Annotated in this window: 23 protein-coding genes; 9 read left to right on the plus strand and 14 right to left on the minus strand. The window is 71.0% G+C overall.

Translation table 11 applies throughout. The features are described 5' to 3' along the window. The first annotated feature begins 59 nt into the window (after window positions 1-59). Genes ACLJPY_RS06640 through ACLJPY_RS06650 form a run of 3 tightly spaced genes read left to right on the plus strand, consistent with a single transcriptional unit; the run spans window position 60 to window position 1,409 of the window. Window positions 60-365 carry a hypothetical protein gene (locus ACLJPY_RS06640; RefSeq protein ID WP_410587134.1) on the plus strand — a complete coding sequence of 102 codons (306 nt, stop codon included), beginning with the start codon at window positions 60-62 and terminating at the stop codon, window positions 363-365. 4 nt (window positions 366-369) lie between these two features. Continuing rightward, entirely contained in the window at window positions 370-924 is a 555-nt protein-coding gene (locus tag ACLJPY_RS06645) for a SigE family RNA polymerase sigma factor (protein ID WP_410587135.1), read from the plus strand. A gap of 5 nt (window positions 925-929) precedes the next feature. Continuing rightward, a complete protein-coding gene (locus tag ACLJPY_RS06650) occupies window positions 930-1,409 on the plus strand; it encodes a hypothetical protein (RefSeq protein WP_410587606.1) in 480 nt (159 codons plus the stop codon). 68 nt (window positions 1,410-1,477) lie between these two features. Here ACLJPY_RS06650 and ACLJPY_RS06655 read toward each other — a convergent pair whose 3' ends face one another. Beyond that, entirely contained in the window at window positions 1,478-2,845 is a 1,368-nt protein-coding gene (locus tag ACLJPY_RS06655) for an MFS transporter (RefSeq protein ID WP_410587136.1), read from the minus strand. Between the two features lie 201 nt (window positions 2,846-3,046). On the opposite strand from ACLJPY_RS06655, the gene ACLJPY_RS06660 reads away from it, so the two are divergent. Further along, window positions 3,047-3,640 (plus strand): PaaI family thioesterase, encoded by a 594-nt coding sequence (locus tag ACLJPY_RS06660; protein ID WP_410587137.1) that lies wholly within the window; start codon window positions 3,047-3,049, stop codon window positions 3,638-3,640. Window positions 3,641-3,687: 47 nt separating this feature from the next. Here ACLJPY_RS06660 and ACLJPY_RS06665 read toward each other — a convergent pair whose 3' ends face one another. From ACLJPY_RS06665 to ACLJPY_RS06710, 10 genes are all read right to left on the minus strand, one after another. Beyond that, a complete protein-coding gene (locus ACLJPY_RS06665; protein WP_410587138.1) occupies window positions 3,688-6,315 on the minus strand; it encodes a tetratricopeptide repeat protein in 2,628 nt (875 codons plus the stop codon). Window positions 6,316-6,370: 55 nt separating this feature from the next. Further along, a complete protein-coding gene (locus ACLJPY_RS06670; protein WP_410587139.1) occupies window positions 6,371-7,345 on the minus strand; it encodes a glutamate ABC transporter substrate-binding protein in 975 nt (324 codons plus the stop codon). Beyond that, a complete protein-coding gene (locus ACLJPY_RS06675; RefSeq protein ID WP_410587140.1) occupies window positions 7,342-8,760 on the minus strand; it encodes a hypothetical protein in 1,419 nt (472 codons plus the stop codon). The genes ACLJPY_RS06670 and ACLJPY_RS06675 overlap by 4 nt, the downstream gene beginning before the upstream one ends. Before the next feature lie 277 nt (window positions 8,761-9,037). Then, window positions 9,038-10,300: a GAF domain-containing protein gene (locus ACLJPY_RS06680; protein ID WP_410587141.1), complete on the minus strand. Its 1,263-nt coding sequence runs from the start codon at window positions 10,298-10,300 to the stop codon at window positions 9,038-9,040. 95 nt (window positions 10,301-10,395) lie between these two features. Further along, window positions 10,396-11,139 carry a thiamine pyrophosphate-dependent enzyme gene (locus tag ACLJPY_RS06685; RefSeq protein ID WP_410587142.1) on the minus strand — a complete coding sequence of 248 codons (744 nt, stop codon included), beginning with the start codon at window positions 11,137-11,139 and terminating at the stop codon, window positions 10,396-10,398. Further along, a complete protein-coding gene (locus ACLJPY_RS06690) occupies window positions 11,136-12,170 on the minus strand; it encodes an ATP-NAD kinase family protein (protein ID WP_410587143.1) in 1,035 nt (344 codons plus the stop codon). Before ACLJPY_RS06690 ends, ACLJPY_RS06685 begins: the two co-directional genes overlap by 4 nt. Before the next feature lie 193 nt (window positions 12,171-12,363). Beyond that, window positions 12,364-12,588 (minus strand): heavy-metal-associated domain-containing protein, encoded by a 225-nt coding sequence (locus ACLJPY_RS06695; protein WP_410587144.1) that lies wholly within the window; start codon window positions 12,586-12,588, stop codon window positions 12,364-12,366. 64 nt (window positions 12,589-12,652) lie between these two features. Continuing rightward, the gene (locus ACLJPY_RS06700; protein WP_013222289.1) at window positions 12,653-12,856 is read right to left on the minus strand and encodes a cold-shock protein; all 204 of its coding nucleotides are present in this window, start codon (window positions 12,854-12,856) and stop codon (window positions 12,653-12,655) included. A 207-nt stretch (window positions 12,857-13,063) separates the two neighbouring features. Continuing rightward, entirely contained in the window at window positions 13,064-13,279 is a 216-nt protein-coding gene (locus ACLJPY_RS06705) for a hypothetical protein (protein WP_410587145.1), read from the minus strand. A gap of 170 nt (window positions 13,280-13,449) precedes the next feature. Continuing rightward, window positions 13,450-15,108, minus strand: a complete 1,659-nt coding sequence (locus ACLJPY_RS06710) for a thiamine pyrophosphate-dependent enzyme (protein ID WP_410587607.1) — start codon at window positions 15,106-15,108, stop codon at window positions 13,450-13,452. Between the two features lie 135 nt (window positions 15,109-15,243). Between ACLJPY_RS06710 and ACLJPY_RS06715 the strand changes: the two genes are divergently transcribed. Then, window positions 15,244-16,524, plus strand: coding sequence for a hydroxyacid-oxoacid transhydrogenase (locus tag ACLJPY_RS06715; RefSeq protein WP_410587146.1), 1,281 nt, complete (start codon window positions 15,244-15,246; stop codon window positions 16,522-16,524). Beyond that, window positions 16,518-16,931, plus strand: coding sequence for an acyl-CoA thioesterase (locus tag ACLJPY_RS06720; RefSeq protein WP_410587147.1), 414 nt, complete (start codon window positions 16,518-16,520; stop codon window positions 16,929-16,931). The genes ACLJPY_RS06715 and ACLJPY_RS06720 overlap by 7 nt, the downstream gene beginning before the upstream one ends. Before the next feature lie 638 nt (window positions 16,932-17,569). Here ACLJPY_RS06720 and lanKC read toward each other — a convergent pair. Next, complete coding sequence (gene lanKC / locus ACLJPY_RS06725; protein ID WP_410587148.1) at window positions 17,570-20,137, minus strand: class III lanthionine synthetase LanKC; 2,568 nt, start codon at window positions 20,135-20,137, stop codon at window positions 17,570-17,572. Between the two features lie 442 nt (window positions 20,138-20,579). On the opposite strand from lanKC, the gene ACLJPY_RS06730 reads away from it, so the two are divergent. The 3 genes from ACLJPY_RS06730 (at window position 20,580) to ACLJPY_RS06740 (ending at window position 22,238) form a co-directional block, all read left to right on the plus strand. After that, window positions 20,580-20,945 (plus strand): hypothetical protein, encoded by a 366-nt coding sequence (locus ACLJPY_RS06730; protein ID WP_410587149.1) that lies wholly within the window; start codon window positions 20,580-20,582, stop codon window positions 20,943-20,945. A 22-nt stretch (window positions 20,946-20,967) separates the two neighbouring features. Next, complete coding sequence (locus tag ACLJPY_RS06735; protein WP_410587608.1) at window positions 20,968-21,354, plus strand: hypothetical protein; 387 nt, start codon at window positions 20,968-20,970, stop codon at window positions 21,352-21,354. Between the two features lie 167 nt (window positions 21,355-21,521). Then, window positions 21,522-22,238 carry a S1 family peptidase gene (locus ACLJPY_RS06740; RefSeq protein ID WP_410587150.1) on the plus strand — a complete coding sequence of 239 codons (717 nt, stop codon included), beginning with the start codon at window positions 21,522-21,524 and terminating at the stop codon, window positions 22,236-22,238. Between the two features lie 46 nt (window positions 22,239-22,284). On the opposite strand, the gene ACLJPY_RS06745 is transcribed toward ACLJPY_RS06740, so the two are convergent. Then, window positions 22,285-23,586, minus strand: a complete 1,302-nt coding sequence (locus tag ACLJPY_RS06745) for an alginate lyase family protein (RefSeq protein ID WP_410587151.1) — start codon at window positions 23,584-23,586, stop codon at window positions 22,285-22,287. A gap of 100 nt (window positions 23,587-23,686) precedes the next feature. Next, a complete protein-coding gene (locus ACLJPY_RS06750; RefSeq protein WP_410587152.1) occupies window positions 23,687-24,196 on the minus strand; it encodes a SixA phosphatase family protein in 510 nt (169 codons plus the stop codon). Window positions 24,197-24,210: the final 14 nt, after the last annotated feature.

Consider the following 24,210-nt stretch of genomic DNA (forward strand, 5'->3'; position numbering starts at 1 on the left):
CATGAGTACGGGCAGAGGCGCGGCGATCACGGCCGCGCCCGCGAGAATGAGGAGCTGTCTTGCGTATCCGCATCGCCCTGACCCTCGGCGCGCTCGTGCTCGCCGGTGGCGCCCTGACCGGTGGCATCGCGCTGGCTTCGGAGGCGCAGGCGCCGGCCGCCCCCAGCCCGACCCAGGCCACCCGGCCCGGCGAGCCGACCGTGGCGCCGGTCCCGGCCACCAGCCGGCCGGCGCGGCCGTCCGCGACCCCCGCGCCGCGCGAGACGACCGCGCCGCGCACCGGGCAGGCCCCGCGCGTCCCCCGCGCCGTCCCGGCCGGGCCGACCGGTGACCTGCACCTGCCTGCCGTGTGGGAGACCCGGTAACCAGGTGATCTCCCGCTCCCGTCCGTCGACCGGGCCGGGCTCGCCGTGGGACGGCGAGTTCGCCCGGTACTTCGGCGAGCGCGCGCACAGCCTGCGCTCGACCGCCTTCCTGCTCTGCGGGGACTGGCACCAGGCCGAGGACCTCACGCAGGCCGCGCTGCTCAAGCTCTACCTCGCCTGGCCGAGGCTGTCGCGGCACGACGCGCTGGACGCCTACGCGCGCAAGGTCGTCCTGCGCACGTTCCTCGCCGAGCACCGGCGCAGCAGGTGGAAACGGGAGCGGCTCACCGACGCTCCGCCGGAGCTCCCGGCGGAGCCCGCCGCGAGCGACCAGGACGCCCTGGTCCGGCAAGCACTGGCCGTACTGGCGCCGAAGCAGCGCGCCGTGCTGGTGCTGCGGTACTTCGAGGACCTGAGCGTCGAGGACACGGCGCGGGCCCTCGGCTGCAGCACCGGCACGGTGAAGAGCCAGGCCTCCCGCGGCCTGGCCACGCTGCGCAAGCGGCTCGGCCCGCACCACGGTGCGCTGACCTTCAGCGCGTCCGAGGAGAGGAGGTGACGAACATGGACCCCGAAGACGACGTCCGCGCGTTCCTGACCGGCGCGGCCGGCGGCCCGCAGCCGCCGATGCGGCTGGCAGCTGCCGACGTGATCGAGCGCGGCGGCCGGGTCCGGCGACGACGCAAGCGCTTCGCTGTCGCGGGCACGTCGACCGCGACGGCGGTCGTCCTGGCGGTGGCCGGTTTCCTGGCCGGCCACCGGGCCGGGCCGCCGGAACCGGTGCAGCCGGCCGGGCCGGGGCTGTCCACGATCGGCACCACGCCCCCCTCCCCCACCCAGCTGCCGGTGCCGGCGACGTCGATCGCCCCGGCGCGACCGTCGGCCGAGCCGGACCAGTCCCGGTCACGCCCCCCGCGGACGTCGGCTCCCCAGCTGCCGTCGGCGGGTCCCCGGGAGACCTCCCGCTCGACGCCGATGACCACGCCCACCTCGATCCCGGCCGCGAGCCGGCCGGACGAGCCGAGGGCGACTTCCACCCGCTAGCCGTGGACGCACGGGTGCCCCGTCCGGTGGTCCGGACGGGGCACCCGGCTTTCCGGGAACCACCCGGCTCAGCGCGGTGCGGTTGCGGAGGCCAGCCGGCCGGTGTTGTCCTCGGTGTCGATCTGCTCCATCGGCACCTGCGACGTCTCCGGGATCTTGATGATGGGCAGGATCGCGATCAGCGCCGCCGCCATCAGGTAGTACGCCGGCCAGTCCTCGTTGCCGGTGCTCTTGATCAACGCCGTCACGATGACCCCGCAGGTTCCGCCGAACAGCGACGTCGAGATGTTGTAGCCGATCGCGAACGAGCCGTAGCGCACCCGCGTCGGGAACATCGCCGGGAACGTCGAGCCGATCACCGCGAGCATGAAGACCAAGAGGATCGCCACGATCAGGAACCCGACGAACAGCCACAGGATGCTGCCGGACTGCATCAGTTTCAGGCAGGGCCAGCTCAGCACCAGGAACCCGATGGCCGCGGTGAGCAGCAGCGGTTTCCGGCCGATCCGGTCGGACAGCGCGCCGAGCGGGACGATGATCGCCATCTGGATGACCTCGACCGCGATGATGATCAGCGTCGAGGTGTTGTCGTTGATCTTCAACGTGTCGGTGAAGTACGTCGGCATCGTGGTCAGCAGCAGGTAGTCCGCGACGTTCAGCAGCAGCACGATGCCGATCAGGTTGAGGATCATCCGCCAGTTGCGGACGAAGATCTCCTTGAGCGGCGCCTTCTTCGGCGCTTCGCCCGCGGCTTCCATCCGGCGGAACTCGGGGGTGTCCTCGAGCTTGTTCCGCAGGTACAACCCGATCAGGCCGAGCGGCAGCGCGACGAAGAACGGGATCCGCCAGCCCCAGGCGCCGACCTGCTCGGGCGACAGGGACAGCGTCACCGACAGCACCACGAGGTTGCCGAGCACGTAGCCGGCGAGCGTGCCGAGTTCGAGGAAGCTGCCGAAGAAGCCGCGGCGCTTCGTCGGGGAGTACTCGGCGATGAACGTCGCCGCGCCGCCGTACTCGCCGCCGGTGGAGAAGCCCTGGATGATCCGCAGCAGCAGGATCGCGATCGGCGCCGCGATGCCCATGCTGTAGCTGCCGGAGTACGTCGGCAGGACGCCGACCAGGAAGGTGCAGCCGGACATCAGCAGGATGGTGATGGCGAGGACGCGCTTGCGGCCGAGCTTGTCGCCGAGCGGACCGAAGAACGCCCCGCCGAACGGCCGGACGATGAACCCGACCGCGAGCAGCGCCAGCGACTTCAGGACCGCGTTGCCCTCACCGGGGAAGAACAGCGAGCCGATGCTGGCGGCGATCGCGCCCGAGGTGAAGACGCCGTAGTCGTACCACTCGGTGGCGTTTCCCATGGCCGACGCCCACACAGCGCGCTTGACGGTTCTCTCGTCCGCTGACGGCTTGCCCGTCGTAGCTGCTTCGCTCATGCCGGCGACGACCTCCTCCGTGCAGTGCCCATTGGGCCGTTCGAGCTCATCAGCCCAGTGTTGACCGGTCGTCGCAGGTCGGCAGCCTGAGCCGGGAATCGGCTACGGTGGGGAACTTTCCGGCTACCGAGCGACGTGGGTGGCCCGCCGACGTCCCGGGTCGCGCGCGGCCGCCGCCTACCGGCCGGTTAACGTCAGCGCATGAGTCGTGTTTCTCAGCCCTGGCCGCCGGTGGCGGTGGAGCCCGCGGTCCCGCACCCGAAGGCGCCGGCGCCGGGCACCGAGCTCGGCGTGCACTTCGCGGAGTGCTTCGGCTGCGGCGACGAGGCCGACGCCGGGCTGCACCTGCGTTCGACCGTCGGCGAGGGCCAGGTCGTGCACTCGCGGTTCACCGTCACCGCGGCCCACCAGGGCGCGCCCGGGCTCGCCCACGGCGGACTGCTGGCCTGCGGGTTCGACGAGGCGCTGGGTTCGACGGTCGGCAACCTCATGCGCCGCCCGGCGGTGACCGGCAAGCTCGAAACGGACTTCCGCCGTCCGGTGCCGGTCGGTTCGACGCTGTTCATCGAGGCCCGGCTGAACGGCGTCGCGGGCCGCAAGATCTACGTCAGCGCGGACGGGCGCCTCGACGCCGAAGACGGCCCGATCGCGGTCAGCGCGCGGGCGTTGTTCGTCGTCGTCGGTTTCGAGCACTTCAGCACGCACGGCGACCCGCAGGCGCTGGAGAAGCTGGCCGCGCAGCACGAGAAGAACCAGCGCGAGCGCAGCGAACGCGACTGGGAGATCAACCCCTGAGCACCGCCGAAGCGGGCACTTTCACGTGAAAGTGCCCGCTTTCGGGCTCAGGTGAGGGTGCGGGGGCGGATGGCGTTGGCCCGGTCGACCAGCTCGATGCGCTGCTCGAGCGTGCCCGCCAGCCGCGCCAGGGCCCGGTAGCAGCGCTCGAGGCCGAACCGCAGTTCGCGTTCCTCGAGCGAGCACCCGAGCACGCGCGCACCCGGCGTCGGCTTGCCTTCCTTGAGCCACTCGTGCGCGGCTTCGAGCACGCCCGCGGACAGGCGCGTCTGGCGTTCGACGTCGAGCCGGAGCCGCTCCAGCCGGGCCGACGCGTCGAGCAGGTCGTGTTCGGTGACCGGCGTCTCACGGCCGTTGGCCTTGGTGACCGTCGTCTTGATCTTGATGGCGGCGACCTGCGCGTCCACGTAGTGCGTCGAGGACGGCGGCACGGTTTCGAGCACCTCGACCGCGCTCGACCGCGCGCCCTGCGCCAGGTACACGCGGGCGAGGCCGAACGCGGCGCTGACGTAGTTGCGGTCGGTGCGCCAGACCAGCTCGTAGAACCGCGCGGCGGCGAAGTAGTCGCCGACGCCTTCGGCGCTGATGCCCAGCGCGAGCTTCGGGGCGATTTCGCCCGGCAGGTCGTCGTACACCGCTTCGAAGGCGACGTGCGCCACCCGCGAACGGCCGCCCGCGAGTTCGATCAGGCCGCGGTACCAGTCGATCCGCCAGTCGTGCGGGTAGCCGTTCTTGATCGCGAGGTACTGCGCCGCCTGCAGCTGCCGCTGAGCTTCCGCGAACTCGCCCAGCTCGATCCGGGCCCGGACGATCCGCAGCCGGACCTCGATCGACTCCCGCGGTGCGCCGGCCAGCGCCTCGATGGCGGCCCGGGGGTCGAGCGCGGTCGTGGTGGCGAGCACGCCCGCCGCCGGGTCGTCCGTGTCGACCTGCGGGATCGGCAGGCCGGCGACGACCTCGTCCGCGCCGGGCAGCGGCACGCTCGCGCCGGCTTCGGGCACCACCAGCTGGACGCCGAACGTGCGGCTCTCCGGGCCGAACACGGTGGACGCGCCGGGCCGCGGCTTGCCGGTGCCGAGCGCCATGATTTCGCGCAGCACGCCGGTGAGCTGGTCGGCCATCTCCTCGGCGGAGAGGAACCGGCGGTCGGGGTCCGCGTGCGTCGCGCGGCGCAGGAACCGGTAGTACGAACCGAAGAGCGCGAACAGCGGGACCGTGTCGGGGCCGGGCAGGGTGGTCTTGAACTTGGTGGTGTAGCCGGTGAACTCGAAGCTGAGCACGGCCAACGTGCGGCCCACGGTGAACAGGTCCGACGCCACCGACGCGCCCTGCGTCGGCAGTTCCGGTGCGCTGTAGCCGGTGGTGAAGAACAGCGGGCTCTCGTAGTCGTCGGTGCGGCGGACCGCGCCGAGGTCGATCAGCTTCAGCTGCTCGTTGGTCTGGATGACGTTGTCCGGCTTGAGGTCGCAGTAGAGCAGGCCCTGGCTGTGCAGGTAGCCGAGCGCGGGCAGGATCTCCAGCCCGTAGGCGATGACCTGGCCGATCGGCAGTGGCTCCGGGCGGCGGCTTTCCCGGTGGTGCGCCAGCGCGAGCTGCCGCAGCGACTGGCCGCCGACGTACTCCATGACGATGTAGCCGGTGGTCGTGCCGCTGTGCGCGTCCGGGTGCTGGACGAAGTTGTGGATCTTGACGATGTTCGGGTGCTCGACCTCGGCGAGGAACCGCTGTTCGTTGGCGGCGGCCGCCATCGCCGTCGCGTCCCCGGTGTCGATCAGTCCTTTGAGGACGACCCAGCGGTCGCTGACGTTGTGGTCCTGCGCCAGGTAGATCCAACCGAGACCGCCGTAGGCGATCGCGCCGAGCACCTCGTACTGGCCGCCGACGAGCTCGTGCGGCTGCAGCTTCGGGACGAAGGAGAACGGCGCACCGCAGTTCTCGCACTTCCCTTCCGGCGAACCGGGTTCGCCGTCCTTGCCGCGGCCGACCTTGGCGTTGCAGCTGCCGCAGAACCGCTTTTCCTCCGACACCACCGGGTTCGTCAGCACCGCGGACGCGGGGTCGCGCGCGGGCACCGGCGGGACCTCGACCAGCCCGGCGCCGAGGCGGCCGCGCCGGGACCGGGACGTGCGCGACGACGTCCGCCGCGAAGTGCCGGGGAACGCGCCGGACCGGGAGTCCGAGCCGCTGCCGGTCCCCGTTCCGGTGCCGGTTCCCGGGTGCCGCCCTTCGCTGGAGCGCTCGGGCAGGACGCTTTCGGTGCCCGGGTCCGGCAGCGGGTCGCCGGGGCCGGTGTCCGGCCGCGGGGTCGGCGGCATGATGCTCTGCGTCTCGGGGGCCGGCGAGGCGAGGACGCTCGTCGGCTGCGGCGCACCGGGGTCCGGGCGGAGGGCCTGCGTCGGCGGCGCGACGGGCGTGATGCTGCCCGGCGGCCGGGTCGGGTCTTCGGCACCGGCGACCGGCGGGCGGGCCGCGGACGGCTGCCCGCGCGGCGGCGTCGGCGGCCGGCGCAGGGGTGCCTGCCCACCGGAGAGGTCGCCGTCGTCGAGGCGGCCCGAGATCGACGGCTCCGGCGTCTCCCACCGCACCGGTGGCGGTGGCTGCCAGCTCGGCGTGGCCACCGGCTTCGGCTCGTCGTCCGGCGCGGCGTGCCGAGGACGGCGCGGCTCCTCCGACACTGCTACCTCCCAGATCCCCGACGACGTACGGGAATCGATCCTAGTCGCGACCGGGTCACTGGTACTGCGGCTGCGGCGGCGAAGCCGGCCCCAGCGACGGCTCCACCCAGCGGTGGTAGCTGTTCTGCCAGGAGCCGCTGGTGCGGATCTGGTCCAGCACGGCGTTGACGAACTTGACCATGTCTTCGTTGTCCTTCGGCACGCCGATGCCGTAGTTCTCCTGCGTGAACTGGTCGCCGACCACCTGCAGCGTCGGGTCCTGCGCGGCCATCCCGGCGAGGATGGTGTCGTCGGTCGAAACCGCCTGGACCTGGCCCTGCTGGAGCATCACCAGGCAGTCCGACCAGTTGTCCACCGAGACCGCCACCGGCTTCGCCGGGTCCGTCGCGATCTTCGCCAGCGACGTCGACTTCTTCGCCGCGCACACCTTCTTGCCGCTCAGGTCGGCCAGCTTCGTCGCCTTCGACTCCTTCGTGACCAGCAGCCGCTGGCCGGCGACGTAGTACACGGAGGAGAACTGGACGTCCTTCTTGCGCGCGCAGGTGATGCTGTAGGTCCGGACCACGATGTCGACCTGGTGCTGCACCAGCACGTCCTGGCGCTGCGACGAGGTGATCGCGCGGAACTGGACGCGGCCTTCGGGCGAGCCGAAGATCGAGCGGGCGATCTCGTTGACGAGGTCGATGTCGAAGCCCTCGAGGTTGCCGGAGGTGGGGTTGCGGAAGCCGAACAGGTAGGTCGTCTGGTCGACGCCGGCGATGAGCTTGCCGCGTTCCTTGATCTTCGCCATGGTCGAGCCGCTGGGGATCGCGGTGCCCTTGTCCGGCGCCAGGCTGGCCAGCGGGTTGCAGCTGGTGTCGCTGCCACCGCCCGCGGTCGCGTCCGGCCCGCCGACGTGCGCGGGCTGCGGCCAGGCCGCGTCGCCGACCGGGGCCGGGTCGACCGGTTTCCCGGCGCTGCCGCAGGACGCCGCCAGCAGCGCGACGACCGCCAGCACACCCGCCCGGACCGTGATGCCCCGCCTGTTCACCGGTACTCCCTCAGTCGCTCCCGGATTCCCATGGCGGCACCCGCGGCGGCCACCACGGCCAGCACGGCGAGGCCGGGCGCGAGGAGCGTCAGCGCGCGGTCGCCGTTGTGGGTGTCGTCGAGGAACTCCTGCCTGCCGACGTCGATGGCGGCCTGGAGGCTGTCGTCGAGCTGCCGGAACGCCGGCGCCGAGCCGTCGGCCTTGTCTTCGAGCACGGCGAAGTCGACGGCCTCCTGGTACTGGCCGGCGTCGTCCTGGGCGCGGACTTCCTTGTGCGCCTTGAGCCAGTCCTTCGCGGCCTTCTCCGCGTCGGCGACCTTCGCGACGCCGGCGCCGTCCTTGATCAGCCCGCGGGCTTCGCCGAGCAGGCCGCCCTGGCCGTCCGGGCCGACGAGCCGGGCGGCGTTGGTGCCGAAGTCCTTCTCGTACGCCGCGCCGTCGCCGCGGGCGACCAGCGTCAGCGTCTCGTCGGCGCGGGCCTGCAGCGCGGCGATCCGCGCCCGGACCAGCACGTCGACGCGGTGCGAGCCGTCGCCCTGGCCGCTGCCGACCAGGCTGCCCTGCACGACCAGCGCGACCGCGCCCCACAGCAGCGAGACGACGACGGCGGCCGTCGCGACGATGAGCCCGACGTTGAGCAGCCGGTTGGTGCGCCGGGTCAGGTAGACCTGGGCCGCGATCAGCGCGGCCAGCAGGGCGACCACGAGGATCGTGGCGAGCCAGGGGAAGCCGGTGGCGCTGTCCTGCTCCCCGACCAGCCGCTCGGTGTCGACGCGGTAGAGGTCCTGCGCGGCGGGGAGGATCTTCGCCCGCATCAGCTCGGACGCCTCGCGCAGGTAGGACGCGCCGACCGGGTAGCCGAGCCGGTTGTTCGCCCGTGCCGTTTCGACGAGCCCGGTGTAGACGGGCAGCGACTGGTTGAGGACGTCGACCGGGCCGGCCGCGCCGGCGACGTCCGAGGCGTCGGACGCGGCCTTGGCGAGCGCGGCGCCGGCTTCGGCGATGTCGCGCTCGTAGCGCTGGCGGAGTTCGGGGGGCTCGGTGCCGATGGAGAGGAACGCGCTCGCGGCGGTCGCGTCGGCGTCCGAGAGCGAGCGGTAGACCTGCTGCGCCGCGGCGGCGAGGGGCTCGCGGCGGTCGATGACGCCGCTGATCGTGTCGTCGCGGCTCTGCACCGAAAGCGTGGCGGCCAGCCCGGAGACCAGGGAAAGCAGCACCAGCCCGACGGCGATCACGGTGAGCCTGCCGGGTGTGGTCGCGGCGGACCGGATGACCGCGCGGACGCCCTGTCCGGGCAGGTCGAGCAGGCCCAGCAGGCCGCTGCGGCCCCCGGCGCGGTCACGGCCGTCCGGTGGCGACGGTGGGGGTCCGGGCGCGGGCGCCGCCGGCCCCGGGGCCGTCGCAGTGCTGGTCATCCCCGAATTCCTCCCCCTGCCATCCGGGGCATCGCCACCCGGAGCCCCCGAAACATCGCTGTGAGCCGTACTCGCAGAAGGTAGCCGAGTCGCCGCGTGCGCAGCCACCGGCACCGCCCGCTGTCATCAGCACGTGATCTGGGCGGATGTGGTCCTGGGCACACCGTTGATCAGGTCCGGGCCTCCAGGCAAGCCGTCCGTCACCTGACCGGGTGAACACCAGGGGGCTTGGACCGTCCACATCAGACAGTCCGGCCGGCGGCGCCTTTCGGGGACGTCAGCCTCGGATGGCCGGGGCGAGCGAGTGCGGGAGCACGGCGTCGGGGTCCGGCGGCCGCCGGACCACCACCTCGACGTCGTCGGCGAAACGGTACGGCTTGGCGCCGAGGAGGCCACCGAAGTGCCGTCGCAGCCGGGACATCTCGGCGCGGACGGTGACCGTGCGCCCGGCGTCGCCGAACAGGTCGGCCGAGAGCTCCGACGCCGACCGGCCGTCGCGGTGGCTGGCCAGGACGTACAGCACCTCGGCGTGGCGCGGGCTGAGCCGGTGCGTCCAGGTCCCGGCCGCGCCGGCCACGGTGAGCTCGGGCTCGCGCGGCGACCGGACGTCGAGCACGACGCGGGTGGGCGGGGCGGCCTCGTTCCCGGTCAGCCGGAGCAGCCAGCCGCCGGGGACGGGCTCGGCCGAGCAGCCGCCGTACGACGGCAGCCAGACCCGGCCGGGTCCGAGCCCGGCGGGCAGCGCGACCCGGTCGACCGGCGGGAGCCCGGCGGCCGCCGCGACCCAGCCGTGTTCGTCCACGACCATCGCCCGCTCGCTTACCTTCGCGAGGACCGGGACGGCGAAGCCGCGAAGCCGTTCCAGCTCGGCGAGGTGGGTGGTGCGGAGCTGGGCCTCGGCGAGCCGCGTCACGGCGTCGACCAGCGCCAACGTCGTCGCGTGGACGGTCGAGGCCGGCCCGGAGAGGTCGACGACGCCGAGCAGCCTGCCGTCGCGCGGGTCGTGCAGCGGCGCGGCCGCGCACGTCCAGGAGTGCTGGGCCCGGACGTAGTGCTCGGCGGAGTAGATCTGCACCGGGCTGCGCGCGACGAGCGCGGTGCCGATCGCGTTGGTGCCGACGGACTCCTCCTGCCAGTCGACGCCTTCGACGAACCCGAGCCGGTCGGCGCGGCGGCGGACCGCGGCGCTGCCGTCACGCCAGAGGACGGCGCCACCGGCGTCGGCGATCACCATGATGTGCGCGGCCTGCTCGGCGAGGCTGATCAGGCCGCCGCGCAGGACCGGCAGCGCCTCGGCCAGCCCGCTGGCGCGGCGGCGTGCTTCCAGCTGCTCGAACGTCAGGACGGGCGCGGCGGCCCGGCTGTCGGGGTCCATGCCGAGGCGGCGCATGCGTTGCCAGGACGCGCCGATGACCGGCCGCAGCCGGCTGGGCAGCGCCTGGCCGTTCAGGGCCGCTTCGTGCACCTGCGCGAGGACACGGGCGTGCCGCCGGGGATCCACCCCCGCCGGCAACGCCGCCTCGAGGTCTCGCTGCCCCAACGCCGCTCCTTGTGCTGTACCTCCCCGGAGTCTGCCGTTTCGGCCGGATGATCGGTAGGTGGCGCACGTCGCGGTCGGTCCCGGTGTTCGTCCGCTCAGTAGGAGACGTAGACGTCGATCGCCGGCTCGCCGGCGGCGGGTTTCGGCGCGGAGACCGAGGTTTCGATGAGCTCGGCGACTTCGGCGTCGATGGCGTCGAGGACCTGTTCTCGCAGCTCACCGGTGTCGGTGACGCGGGCGCGGAACCGCTGCAGGCAGTCGTCGGCGTGCCTCGGGAAGCCGGCTTCGATCAGCGTCGGCCCACCGCCGCGGCGGGCCCGGCCGACCGCCTCTCCCGCTGCTTCGTGCACGGCGAAGAAGTCGGATCCGTCGACGACGACCCCCGGTACGCCGAGCCCGGCCACCCGATCGGCGTAACCGGTGTTCTCCGTGACGAAGATGGCGGGCAGGTGCCAGGCCGACGCGAGGTTCAGCGCCTCCAGCGTCGTCCCCGGGCCGTCGCCGAGGAAGGCCACCCCGACGCCGCCGGTTTCCTGCTGTTTCGCGGCGACGGCGGCTCCGCAGATGAGCAGCGGGACACCGCCGAGCGTGTCCGTCGCGGCCGGCCGCGGTTCGCCGATCCCGGCGAGGACGGCCCGGACGTCGGCGCCCTTGGCGATGCGCTCGCCGTGCCGGCGGTGGACACCGGCGATCGCGTCGCGCCGGTCGAGGTGGAGGCAGACGCCCGCGGCCAAGGCCTCCTCGCCGCCGTACGGGTGGTCGCCGGCCGCGCGTACTCGCTCTTCGACGGCGCGGATGGTCCGCATCACGCGGTACGCACCCCGGAGGGCGTCCGTCATCTCCGGCGCTCCTTCCCCAGATCGGTTTCCGTGCGCAACAGCCCTTTCCGTGCCGCCTCGGCCATCGCGGCCCGGACGTCGACGACCCACGGTCCTTCCGGCTTGAGCTCGACGAACGCGCTCTCCCCGGTCTTCAGCTCGAGTTCCCGCTCGCCGTCGAGCGCGATGACCCCGCCGGCCGCGGCGAGTTCGACGCGCACGCCGGGCCGCAGCAACCCCCAGCCGCGCACGCCGACCGGCCGCACGAGCCCGGGCGCGATCGGCGCGTGCACGACGTACGGCGTCTCCCCGACCGGGCCGAGTTGCAGCGCGACGCCGTCCGGGCTCGACCGGGGGCTGGGACAGAGCTGCCCTGGAACGCTCGAGAGGCCGATACCGTCCGGTTCGGCTAAGGTGCAGTAGAGCTCGGTGAGCGAGGACGGATCCCACAGCGCCCGCGCCCCGATATGCCTGCTCAGCGACACGCAGACGTCGACGAGCGCGATCTCGCGGCGTGCCTTCGTGACGACTTCGAGCACGTTGACGCGGTGGGTGACGAGGTCGGGATCGATCTGCCCGGTGGCGATCAGCCCGGCGGCCAGTCCGGCGACGGTCGCCTCCCGCACCTGCGGGAAGGCGTTGTTGGTGCCGGTGGAGAGCGCGAGCAGCGGCACGTCTTCGCAGGCCGCGGCGGCGACCCGGGCGGTCCCGTCCCCGCCGAGGACGACGATGACACCGGCGCCGGCCTCGACCATCCGCCGCACCGCGTTCGTCGTGTCGGCAGCCGTGCCGGTGAGGGGATCGTCCTCGCAGAAGTCGACCTTCGGCCAGGAGCCGCCCCGGCCGAGGGCACGCAGGACCGCGGCGGAGATCCCGCCGAGATCGGTCGAGACGAGGGCGCGGTCGAGTCCGGTCACGGCGAACGCGGCCAGCAGCCGCTGGACCATGTTCGCCTTTTCCGCGGTGGGGAACACCGACGCCTGCGCGACCAGCCGGCGGATGTCCCGCCCGGATGCGGGGTTCGCAACGATCCCCGCCACCGTTTCGCCCACCTGACCTCCCGTTCTCCTGACCGGAGAACAGGAGACTCCGCGATCGCGCGGAGCGGAAGGGTTGCAGGGCGTTGCAGTGCGGTTGCGCAGCCGTAGCGACGCAGCTCACACCGGTGTCTCACCTGGTGATCTTCAGTGGACTGTCCAAGCTGGAACCAGCGGGAGGGAAAAACCAACTGGACCGTGCGACCGGCTACGACACGAGGTCGGCGACGCCCTCGTAGGTGTAACCCGCCTCCGCGACGGCAGCCCGCACGTCGTCCTCGGCCAGCGCGGCTCCGGCTCGCACGAGCACCCGGCGAGCGGCGACGTCGACGTCCACTTCGGTCACCCCGGGCAGCGCGGTGAGTTCTTCGGTCACCGACTGGGCGCAGTGCCCGCAGCTCATGCCGGAAACGGTGTATACGTGCTCGATCATGGTGCGCAGCCTACGAAAAGGGCCGCCACCCCGAACGGGTGACGGCCCTTTCCCAAGATCAAAGTCAGATCACGGTGACCGACGTGGCCTGCGGACCCTTCTGGCCCTGGCCGATCTCGAACTCGACGCGAGCGTTCTCTTCCAGGCTCTTGAAGCCGTTGCCCTGGATCTCGCTGTAGTGAACGAAGACGTCGCCGCCACCGTTGTCGGGGGTGATGAAGCCGAACCCCTTCTCGGAGTTGAACCACTTCACAGTGCCCTGAGTCATCAAAATCTCCATGTGTAACACCAAAAACAGGAAGCCACTTCGGCGACCCGGGTCAGCACACGGACGGTTTGCTTCCTCGGTGAGGAGACACTACGCCCGCTGTATTCCTGCGAGCGTGAGTCATCACGAACACAAAAACCGAGACCACAACCAGTAAAGCACATCGCGACCAGGGCGGACAAGCGGTCTTCACCCGGGCGGGGTGAGCTATTCGCCACTCGCCGGGCGCAGCCCCTCGCTCGCGAACGGCGAACGCCACGCGGTGTCGTGCTCGCCGGCGACCACGGCGTCGTCGTGAGCCTCGGCACTGGCGCTGAACAGCACCGGCACGACGCCGGAGGACTTCCGCGCTGCTTCGGATGCGTGCTGGTGATCGGTCACGTCGAACTCCCCTCGTTCCCTGCCCGCTTCGGCGCGGGTCATGACCGTGATGGTGCCATGCGGCACCGACAGAAACCGGTTGTCTCCCGCCGGGACCCGGCCGGGAAGGTTCAGCGGCGAACCACCACCGGAACACCGTCAGGCTACCCGAGGCAACGCACTGCTACCACAAGACATTCCCGGATTTTCCGGAACGAAACCCAGCAAAACCGTTACTGGGCGGGGGGTTGCGGACGCGCCTGCCCGAGCAGGGCCGAAAGCCGCACGTCCGGGGTCACGACGTCGGGGTCGGTGCGCACGTCGATGACGCACGGCCGCTGCCGCACCAGCGCGCTGGCAATGATGGGCTCGAGCTCTTCACGATCGTCCACGGTGTACCCGGCCGCGCCCAGCCCACGCGCCCACGACGCGAAGTCGGTCAACGGGATGGAGACGCCGGTCAGCCGCCCGTACGTGCGGGCTTGGTGCATCGCGAGCGCGCCGTGGACGCCGTTCTGGAAGACGACCACCATCACCGGCGCCCGGTAGCGGACGGCCGTTTCGATCTCCTGGCCGGTCATGAGCGTCCCGGCGTCCCCGGCCATGGCCACGACGGTCCGCCGCGGCTCGGCCAGTTTCGCCGCCACGGCGGCCGGCACGGCGTACCCCATGGCGGCGTTGCTCGGACCGAGCTGGCTGCGCGGCGCCGTGAAGCACCAGTAGCGGTGCATGAACTGTGCGAAGTTACCCGCGTCGCTGGTCACGATGGTGTCTTCGGGCGCCAGCTTCCGCAGCGCCCGGACGACGTCGACGGGGTGCACCCGCGTGTTCCCGCTGGTGTCGGGCGGGGTCATGAAGGTGTGGACGGCCGCGTTCGCCGCCGAAGCCCGCCTCGTCCGCGGCGACGCCACCTCCCGCAGCTCCCGCAGGAACGGCTCGACCTCCGAGTCGACGCGGAAGGTCAGCCCCCGCCGCTTCGGGCTGACGTCGATGCCGGTGCCGACCATGACCAGCGTCTGCTGCGGGGTCGGGTAGCGGTAGGCCTGGGTGGTGACCTCGTCGAGCTGGGTGCCGAGCGCGAGCACCAGGTCGGCGCGCTCGAGGGCGTCCAGCTGCCGGGCCGGGATGCCGAGCCCGAGGTGACCGGCGTAGCGGGCGTGGTTTTCGGGGAAGGCGTCCTGCCGCCGGAAGGCGTTGTAGACGGGCAGCGCGAGCTCATCGGCGACGGCGATCAGTTCGTCCCGCGCCGACCGAGCCCGCCCGCCGACGATGACCACCGGGTACTTGGCCTCGTCCACCAGCTGCGCCACGGCGTCCGCCGAACGGCCCAGCGTCCCGGACGCCGGCGGCCGCACCCGCGCCATCGGCTTCGCCGCGTCGTAGGGCATCCCCCAGATGTCGCAGGGCACGCCGAGGACGACCGGCCCCGGCCGGCCTTCCTGCGACGTCGTCAGCGCGTGCGCGAGCAACCCCGGCAGCCCGTCCGGATCGGTCACCCGCACTGTCGACTTGGCGATCGACTCGAACATGGCCGTGAGGTCCGAGGTCGGCAGCTCTCCCGACGACAGCGGCACCGGCTCGGTCGGCGGCGTCTCCAGCAGCACGACCATCGGCGTCTCGTCCTGGTAGGCCGTTTGGACGCCGATGGCCAGGCTCGCCGCGCTCGGCCCCCGGCTGGCGAGCAGCACGGCGGGACGTTCGGTGAGCTTCCCCTCGGCCTCCGCCATGAACGCCGCGCCCGCGTCGTGGCGCGCCGAGACCAGCGTGATCTCGCGCTCACGTTGCAGGGCGTCGAGCAGTTCCAGGAACGACTCACCGACCACCGCGTACACGCGGCGGACACGCGCCTCGGTCAGGATCCGCACGGCCGTCTGGGCGACGGTCGCTCCCAGTTGGTATCTAATGAGGAGAGCTTAGGCGGGCACCGTTCAGTGCAGTCAAGTGATCTTCACCGAAACCGGACAAGGATACGCCGAATGTCCGCTTTGACCGACTGCTAGCCGATCAAGGGAGCGAGGACCACCGACTTGGCCGCAACCGAACATGAAACTGTTTTTACCTACGGCGCACCGGCGTTGAAGTACGGTACCGGCGCCAGCGACGAGATCGGCTACGACCTGACCCAGTACGGCGCGCACCGCGTGCTCGTCGTGACGGATCCCCAGGTGGCCGCGACGGGCTGGCCCCGCCGCATCGCCGACGGCATCGCGGGCTACGGCATCGAGACCGAGATCTTCGACGGCGTGCACGTCGAGCCCACCGATGTCAGCATGCAGAAGGCGGTCGACTTCGCCCGCGGAACGGGCCCGTACGACGCCTTCGTAGCGGTCGGCGGCGGGTCCGCCATCGACACCGCCAAGGCAGCGAACCTCCTGACGAGCAACGACGGCGACCTGATGGACTACGTCAACGCCCCCGTCGGCGGCGGCCGCGCACCGGACCGCCCGCTGAAGCCGCTGGTCGCGGTGCCCACCACCACCGGCACGGGTTCCGAGAGCACCACGGTCTGCGTCCTGGACGTGTTGTCGCTGCGCGTCAAGAGCGGGATCAGCCACCTGAGGCTGCGCCCGACCCTGGCCGTCGTCGACCCGCGGCTCACCGTCAGCCAGCCACCCGGCGTGACGGCCGCCAGCGGCATGGACATCCTCTGCCACGCCGCCGAGAGCTACACGGCCAAGCCGTACACCGACTTCGAGCGCAAGCGCCCGGAGCAGCGCGTGCCGTACTGCGGGTCGAACCCGCTGGCCGACATGTTCGCCGAGCAGTCGCTCCGCCTGCTGTCGTGGGCCCTCCCGGCTGCCGTGCGCGACGGTTCCGACCTCAAGGCCCGCGAGGCCATGGCCCTGGCCGCCACGTTCGCCGGCCTCGGCTTCGGCAACGCCGGCGTGCACATCCCGCACGCGAACGCCTACCCGATCGCCGGCCAGGTCAGGGATTTCCACCCGGACGGCTACCCGGGCGAAGAACCCATGGTCCCGCACGGAATGGCTGTCTCGCTGACCGCGCCCGCGGCGTTCCGCTTCACCTTCGACGCGGCACCGGACCGCCACCTACGCGTCGCCCGCCTGCTGGCGCCCGACTTCGAGTGGCCCGGCGACTTCGCCGACCACCTGCCCGCGGTGCTGACCGACCTGATGCGCCGCATCGGCATCCCGGACGGCATCGGCGCCGTCGGCTACACGGAGTCCGATGTGGACTCCCTGGTCGAGGGAACCCTCAAGCAGCAGCGGTTGCTGGCCACCGCACCGCGCGAGGCGTCCGCGGAGGACCTGTCGGGCATCCTGCGCGAGTCGGTGTCGCTGTGGTGAACGGGTACCCGCACTGGCAGACGGTGCCGTTGCGCTGGAAGGACAACGACGTCTACGGGCACGTGAACAACGTCGTCCACTACTCGCTGATGGACACCGTGATCAACACGTGGCTCATCGAGCAGGGCGGCCTCGACATCGAAACCGGGGCGGTGATCGGGCTGTGCGTCGAGTCGCATTGCGGGTATCACTCATCGGTGTCCTTCCCTGGTGCGTTGAAGGTCGGGTTGCGGGTGGCTCACCTCGGCAAGTCCAGCGTCCGCTACGAGATAGGGATGTACGCAGCCGACGAGACTTTGGTCGCGGAAGGGCACTTCGTGCACGTCTTCGTCGACCGCGAGTCCCGCCGGCCGACCCCGGTCTCCGGCAAGCTGCGCGAGGCGCTTGAGGCACTGCAGCCCGGATGACGTGCACCGCCGACGTCCCACCTCCTTTCTTCGACGGCGCCCGATCCGGGCTGTGTTTCCTGCGCCTCCGATCATGCACGACACCACCGACAACTTCGGCCGATCGACCGGAGTTGTCCACAGGCGCCCCGAAGATCGCCGAGTTGTCCACAGATTCACATCAAGGGGTTCCCCGCCCCTTCGACGGAGATAACCTGGAGGCACATCAGAGAGGTCCACAGTGGATGAGCTGTTGCCTCGCCGGATCGGCCAGTAACACGGATGGCGACCTAGGCGTCAGTCCGGTTGCGGCGGCAGAGTGGTGAGCCGACAGCTCAAGAGTGGTCCCGGACCGTAGCGGGCAGGCGTCCCTGCGACGGTCACGGCACCCGAACACCAAGTGGGCCGAACAAGTGGTCGCGCGTCCGCTCCCGGCAGACGCCCCGGGGGCGGACGTGCCACCGCCCGCATGCGATCTGGTGAAGAGTGCGGTCGCCGTCGGAAGACGTTCCGCCGGCGACCGCACCACCGCAGCAAGACGTGGAGGTCGCGGCCCCGTCGCCCGAAGGCGCCTCGCCGACGGCCCGCACCTCCACCGCAGAGAGCCGCCGCCCGGTACTGGGCGGCGGTGGCTTTCACGGCTGTAGTAGCGGTCCCGGTCAGCGACCGGTCGCCGTTGCAGGCTGCACGTCGCCCAGGAAGGGCAGCGCCTCCTTGCCGTCAAGGAGAGCAGCGAGAGAAAGGAGGATGCCCGCGCTACCGGTCTTGACGTCCATGGAGAGTCGCAGTAGCCAGTGGCCCGGAAACGCGAGGCCGCCTTTGTACGGCACGGCATACCAGCCAAGCCACGCCAAGTGCTCATCGATCGCCTCGCGGTCGCGCGGCGTCGCATCCGCATTCGCGGCCAGCGCCACCGCGAGTCCACACCGACCGTTGAGCAGACCCGCGTGGGCGACGAACTCGCCCAGGCACGACTCGCGCAGCGCAGGAAGGTTCTCGCAGGCCTCCGCGTCCGGGCGGTGCCGCGCCAGCTGTTCGGCGACCAGGAGGATCCCGGCGCTGCCGACCCCGGCGTAGGGCAACGTGCGCGTCGCGCCGTCGCGGACCTGCAGCGAGCCGTCGTCGGCCTCGATGCATTCTTCAAGGTCGCGGCACAGCGCCTGGTCGGCGAAGGAAAGCCAGGCCGGCTCGCCGGTGCGCTCGAAGAGCCGGACGAACAGCAGCGCCGGCCCGGACCAGCCGGACAGCAAGCCGGCGCGAGCGGAGGGCCCCGGCGGTGCCGCGGTCTCCAGCGCCTCGGCCAGCCGGACGGCCGTGCTCAGCGCTTGGCGCCCGAACTCGTTGTCGTGGCGGACGGTCGCGAAGTGCAGCAGGGTAAGCCCGATGCCGGCCAGGCCGCTCTCCAGCGAGTGGTCGGTGGTCTGCTCGACGAGTCTCGCGGACGACGTCAGCAGCCTGCCCGCCACATCGCGGTACCCGAAGTTCTCCAGCACGTACGCGATACCGGCGCTGCCGTCGTAGAAACCCGGCCGGTTCGGCGGATCACGCCGGACCGCTTCGAGCAGCCAGCGTTCGTGCTCCGGAAAGCGACCAGCGCCGGCGACGTCCAAGGCGTGCAGCACGCCGGCGGCCCCGACTCCGAAACAGGCTCCGCCGACACGGAACTGCTCGATGTCACCGGGGAAAAGCCGGTCCTGGCGTGCGGGGGTCGCGCCGGAGAGGATCACCTCGGTGATCTGCTTGCGGACCAGCGGCCAGTCCGGTTTGCCGTGGTCGAGCTCAGTGTGGACCGGTACCGGCTCCGCGGGGTCATCACGCGGAGCCAGCACCGTGACTGCGGCGTCGGCATACCCCTCGGGCAGCGCGAACCTGCGTTCGACGAAGTCGGCGATCGGACGCAGCTTCGCCGGAACGAGCGCTACCAGTGGCGTGAGCGGTAGGAACAGCCACAACCGCAGGGCTGCGACCGCGTACTCGTCGACGTCGAAGCCAACGCGGTCGGCGGGCGCGCGGAAGCCGGGCGTGCCCGGTGTCGGGCGGTCGCCGGACTCGGCGCCGAACGCCGACCCGAAGTCGATCAGCGAAATCTGGTCGTGGTTGTCCTCGTCGATCAGGATGTTCAGCGGATGCAGCTCACCCACGACGATGCCACGAGCGTGGACTTCCGCGATCACCTCCTCCGCTCCCGCGACGATGCCCAGGGCTCGTCGCGCATACGCCGCGCGCTCGGCGGGCGTCGTGCTGCGCCTGGTCCGCGGGTAGTTGCGGGCCAGCCAGTCGGCCAGCGGAATCCCCGGCAGCTGCTCCACGGCCAGGTAGTGGCGATCAGCAGAGGTGAACCGGTCAACGACCTGCGGCACTCCGGGGGTGCCGCTGAGCCGGTCGAGCACCTCGTGCTCGCGACGGAGCCGCCCGACGGCGTCGTTCCCTGCCTCATCAAGACCGGAGTGTGGACGGGCCTCCCGCAAGACGACCTGATCACCGCCCGCCTTGGGGTCGGCAAGGTAGGTGCCACCGCCGTTCGAGACGTGCAGTGGCTTCACCAACCGGTAGGGGGACTGCGCCTGGGCGCCTGCCCGGCGCGCTGCCGCCATGCTGCTTTGCAAACACGGAGGGATCTTCACCCAGTCCGGCACCGAGAAGATCGGCTCCCGCTTCTCGGGCACCAGTCTTCCGTCCGGCTTGCGGATCGCCGGAACTCGGTCGCCGTTGTGTTCGACCCACTGGTCGGCCAATCCGCCGTAGCGCACGTAGAGAGGCCCGTCGCCGTAGCGCAAGGCGCTCGGAATACCGGATCCGTGCTCACCTTCGAGCCGCGCTGACAGGGCCGTGAGTGCGGCTTCGAGGTCGATGTGGTCGACCGGGTGAATGGTCGCCAATGGGAGCCCGTCGATGTCCGAAGCGTATTTCGAATTCCACGTCAGCAACGCCACTCGCGAGCGCACGTGCCGATAGGCGATCTGGTGTTCGGCACACCATTCACTCACCTGCGTGAGCACCCGGACCGCATTGTCCAGTCCGGCGGAAACGTGGATCTGCCAGCCCTGGGCCGGAACAACACGGCCTTCGGGGCACATCGTGCGCCAGACTCCGCGGTCGGTGGCGGTCCAGTCCGGGGACGGCGCTGGGAGCGCCGCGACGAAATCTTCGGCCGACTCGGCATTCTCCTGCTGTTCGTCGTAGAACAACGGGTCGGCGAAGCAAAACGCTTCGTAGCGCAGGTCCATCCGAGTCCCCTCCATGCGAGCCCAGGACACACGGCCCCGGACGAAGAATATTCCCCCACGTCGAGCAGCTTCAGGCCAATCCGCCAACCCGGCGGTTCAACTGGGCTATCCGAGGTAGGCGAAAAGAACACCTGCCGCTCAGTAGACGAACTCAGGGTGATTTTGTCCAGTCCGACTACCACACCATAGTGTTGCAACCCGAAGATCGCTCCCAGATTCCCGCAGGTCCACCAGTAAAACCGCCTGAAAAGTGCGGCGAATTGGCAGAACGTCATCAAGGCCGGACCCGTGATCAATTTTCCTGATCGACGCCATTCAGGTAAGTCGCTTTGGCCACGCGGAACCACCACCGTGGTCCGCGCCACGCTCGTGCCACCTCGGCGGGCAGGCCCGGCGGTACCACGGAGTAAGTTGACGACCGGCGGACCGGAAGGAGGAACGGGTGATCTTCGGATTCGCCGTGACGGTCGCCGTGGCTGCCACGGTCGTCGCGCTCTGGAGCTTCGTCCAGTCGGCTCGCAACCGGCTTCCGGACAACCCGCTCCTCGTCGCGCTCGCGGTCATCGAACTGCTGCTGGTCGTGCAGCTGGTGATCGGGATCGTCCTGCTCGCCGGCGGTGAGCGGCCCGGCAGCCTGGCCACGTACCTGGCCTACCTGATCGGCTGCCTGGTCGTGCTGCCCGTCGGCGCCGCCTGGGCGCTGGCCGAGCGGAGCCGGTCGAGCACCGCCGTGCTCGGTATCGCCTGCCTGGCCATCCCCGTGATGGTGCTGCGACTGAACGAGGTGTGGAGTGGAGCAACAGCGTAGGACGGCCAGCGGCCCCGGCCGGGTGCTCGTCGCCGTGTACGCGATCTTCGCGCTGGCCGCGACGTCGCGGGCCGGCGTCCAGATCAGCACGAAGTTCCACGAAGCTCCGCTCGCCTACTTGCTCTCGGCGTTCGCCGCCGTCGTCTACATCGTCGCGACCATCGCGCTGGCCCGCCGCGGTGACGGCTGGTGGCGCGTGGCCCTCGTCGCCTGCTCGATCGAACTGCTCGGCGTGCTGACCATCGGCACGCTGAGCCTCGTCGACGCCGGCGCGTTCCGGCACCCGACCGTCTGGTCCGTCTATGGCGAGGGGTACCTCTTCATCCCGCTCGTCCTGCCGGTCATCGGGCTGTACTGGCTGCGGAAGACCGCGCCGGCAAAGGTCGCCGCCGCACGCGCGGCCGGCTGACCGCGGAACAGTACGGAAACTGCACGTAGCCCACTCCGGGAGATAAATACGGAACCGTCCGGCGACTTTCGTCGGTTCCGGACATTCGCCATGAACTCGGACAATCTTCGAGTTCGGTCCCCACCGGCTTCCCACGCGGTTCTCCCGCCGCGTGAAAAGGAGTGAGCGTGAAAATCGGCAAGTTCGTCCTGCTGGCCGCGAGCACCGCACTGGCCGTCGTCGGCCTCGGCGGTCCGGCGGCCGCCGACAGCACCCCGCAAGCCCAGCCGTCGATCATCGGCGGCAGCACCGCCACCAGCGGCCCCTGGGCGGCCCGGCTGTTCGTCAACGGCCAGCAGAACTGCACCGCGACGATCATCGCCCCGCAGTACATCCTCACCGCCAAGCACTGCGTCAGCAGCGTCGGCACCTACACCTTCCGCATCGGCAGCCTCGACCAGTCCAGCGGCGGCACGACGGCCACCGGCTCCACCATCACGCGCTACCCCGGCTCGGCCGATCTGGCGATCGTCCGCCTCACCACCTCGGTGAACGCCACCTACTCGCCGCTCGGCAACGTCGGTGACGTCTCGGTCGGCCAGAACGTCTCCGTCTACGGCTGGGGCGCGACCAGCCAGTGCGGTTCCGAGATCAACTGCCAGTCGCGGTACCTGAAGGTCGCGACCGTCCGGGTGAACTCGATCAGCTGCAGCGACTACACCGGCGGCGTCGCCGTGTGCGCGAACCGCGTCAACGGCATCACCGCCGGCGGCGACTCCGGCGGCCCGATGTTCGCTTCCGGCCGCCAGGTCGGCGTCGCCTCGACCAGCGACCGGTCGAACAACACCGCCTACACGAACATCACGCGTTATCGCAGCTGGATTTCGCAGGTCGCAGGCGTCTGATTCCCACCGGAACGGGCCCGGCCACGAACGGCCGGGCCCGTTTCCGTCAGGACGTCGAAATGTCGTCGAGCTGTTCGGCGGCGGGCCGCACCGGGTAGAGGTCTCCGCCCGGCTCCACCGGCACCCGCGGCAAGGCCGTCCGCGCGGCGCGGTCACCCGCGTCGGCCGCCGCGTGCAGGACGTCCAGCGCGGCGTACGGCCGGAAGTCCAGCTCGGGATACGACCAAGCGGACGGCCCCTGCGTGGCACCGGGGATCAGGAAGTCGACCGCGGCGAACAGCGTCGCCCCGCTCGGCGCTGTGTAGTGCCAGAGGTCGACGCCGACGTGCTTGCCGATCTGCGCGAGCCGGGTCAGCGCGACCAGGTTGAACGCCGAGTAGTGCCAGCTGCGGGTCCGACTTGCCTCCTGCGGCTGCAGGCCGCCGACCTGGATCTGCGGCGCGATCCGGCCGGGACCGGCGTCGCGCGCGATGGTCGCGGCCAGCTCCCGCTGCCCCGTGCCCAGGGCGAGCGAGGCGGCGAGCATGTCGTAGAAGCTGCCGTGGTTGTTCTGGGCCTTGGCCTCGTCGGTTCCGTTCTTGCTGGTGCGCAGCCAATCGAGGAACTGCGCGTACCAGCCGGTCATGCCGGCCTGGTCGGTCTTCGTCCACCCGGGCGCGCCGGTGGCCAGGATCGCGGTGGCGTCGACGACCTGGCTGAGCGTGTAGGAGAACTCGATGATGCCGATGCCGCGGCCGTCCACCTTGCACGGGATGCCCTGGGCGAAGTTCATGTTCGGATTCATCTTCGTGGCCGTGTCGAGGAACCACGTACGCAGGTCGAGCGCCGCGCGCCGGGCGTACCGCGCGTCGCCGGTGTAGTACCAGGCGAGCGCGAGCCGGTAGATCGCCGCGAACGCCTCGCCGCGGTAGGCGTGGTCGGTGATCTCGTCGACGATCGGGTTGCGCTGGCCGTCACGCTGCACGAACGGACAGCCCCACGGGTTTTCGGCGGTCGGCTGCGTGGTCGGCCACCAATAGGGCGCCAAGCTGAGGTAGTCGTGCTTGTCCCCGCTGGGCGGGACCTGTTTCTTCGACGTGACGCTCCACGGCCCCGCCGTGAGGTCGGTTTTCGCGGCGGCGAGCAGGTTGTTCAACGCGGTACGGGACGTCTTCTCGCCGACGAGCGCGGCGAACTTCGTGCGAAGCAGCTGATCGCCGTCGAGTACGGCGGTCTGCGGCGCACACACCGGCCCGAGGACCGGGACGGTGCAGCCGCTGGGTAGCGACGCGGCCTCGGCCGGCGTGGCAAGAGAAGCGACGAGGCCGACGGCGGCGAGCGCGGCCACGACGGTGTGGCGGAAAACCATGTCCGCTCCATTCACAAATATGAACAGAAAACCTGTGAGTGAATGGAGAGTACGCACGTGAACGCGGGCGAAGCAATGCCTGGTTCAGGCCACCAAGTCGTCAGCCGGCGAAGTCGCGCGGCTGGAAGAAGGCGACGAGCCGCGCGGTGCGAAGGTCGTCCCAGGAATCCGTGGTCGCAAGCACCGCCGCGGCGCCGGTCGGGAACTTGGTCTGGACCTGCCGGGTGTCCTCGCCATGACCGGCGAAGTGCAGGGTCAGGTCGCTGACCCCGGGCTCGTGGCTGACGAGCGCGAGCGTGGTGACGCCGGGCGGCGTCCGGCGGGCGGCGTTCAGGAACTCGGGAACGTCGGCGCCGTAGAGATCGTCGTCGTACTCGACGGGCGGCGGCGCCGGGAGTTCGTCGCTGACGCGCGCCCACGTTTCGCGGGTGCGACGTGCGGTGGAGCAGACGACCAGCTCGGGAACGTGCCCCTCCTCCGCCAGCCACCGGCCGAGCCGGGGCGCGTCACGAAGGCCGCGCGGCGCGAGGGGCCGCTCGTGGTCAGGCAGGTCGTCCGACCAGTCCGACTTGGCGTGCCGGACAACGATGAGCCACCTGGTCCCGTCCATGCCCGCTACCCTAA

The organism is Amycolatopsis sp. lyj-23 (assembly GCF_046549135.1).
GTDB lineage: Bacteria > Actinomycetota > Actinomycetes > Mycobacteriales > Pseudonocardiaceae > Amycolatopsis.

What these genes read in the sequence shown, in the direction of transcription:
- ACLJPY_RS06660 (WP_410587137.1), top strand. Translation starts at nt 3,047, where the DNA reads ATGAGTCGTGTTTCTCAGCCCTGGCCGCCGGTGGCGGTGGAGCCCGCG.
- ACLJPY_RS06675 (WP_410587140.1), bottom strand. Translation starts at nt 8,760, where the DNA reads ATGACCAGCACTGCGACGGCCCCGGGGCCGGCGGCGCCCGCGCCCGGA.
- ACLJPY_RS06695 (WP_410587144.1), bottom strand. Translation starts at nt 12,588, where the DNA reads ATGATCGAGCACGTATACACCGTTTCCGGCATGAGCTGCGGGCACTGC.
- ACLJPY_RS06750 (WP_410587152.1), bottom strand. Translation starts at nt 24,196, where the DNA reads ATGGACGGGACCAGGTGGCTCATCGTTGTCCGGCACGCCAAGTCGGAC.
- ACLJPY_RS06745 (WP_410587151.1), bottom strand. Translation starts at nt 23,586, where the DNA reads ATGGTTTTCCGCCACACCGTCGTGGCCGCGCTCGCCGCCGTCGGCCTC.
- ACLJPY_RS06700 (WP_013222289.1), bottom strand. Translation starts at nt 12,856, where the DNA reads ATGACTCAGGGCACTGTGAAGTGGTTCAACTCCGAGAAGGGGTTCGGC.
- ACLJPY_RS06685 (WP_410587142.1), bottom strand. Translation starts at nt 11,139, where the DNA reads ATGACGGACGCCCTCCGGGGTGCGTACCGCGTGATGCGGACCATCCGC.
- lanKC (WP_410587148.1), bottom strand. Translation starts at nt 20,137, where the DNA reads ATGGACCTGCGCTACGAAGCGTTTTGCTTCGCCGACCCGTTGTTCTAC.
- ACLJPY_RS06655 (WP_410587136.1), bottom strand. Translation starts at nt 2,845, where the DNA reads ATGAGCGAAGCAGCTACGACGGGCAAGCCGTCAGCGGACGAGAGAACC.
- ACLJPY_RS06650 (WP_410587606.1), top strand. Translation starts at nt 930, where the DNA reads ATGGACCCCGAAGACGACGTCCGCGCGTTCCTGACCGGCGCGGCCGGC.
- ACLJPY_RS06705 (WP_410587145.1), bottom strand. Translation starts at nt 13,279, where the DNA reads ATGACCCGCGCCGAAGCGGGCAGGGAACGAGGGGAGTTCGACGTGACC.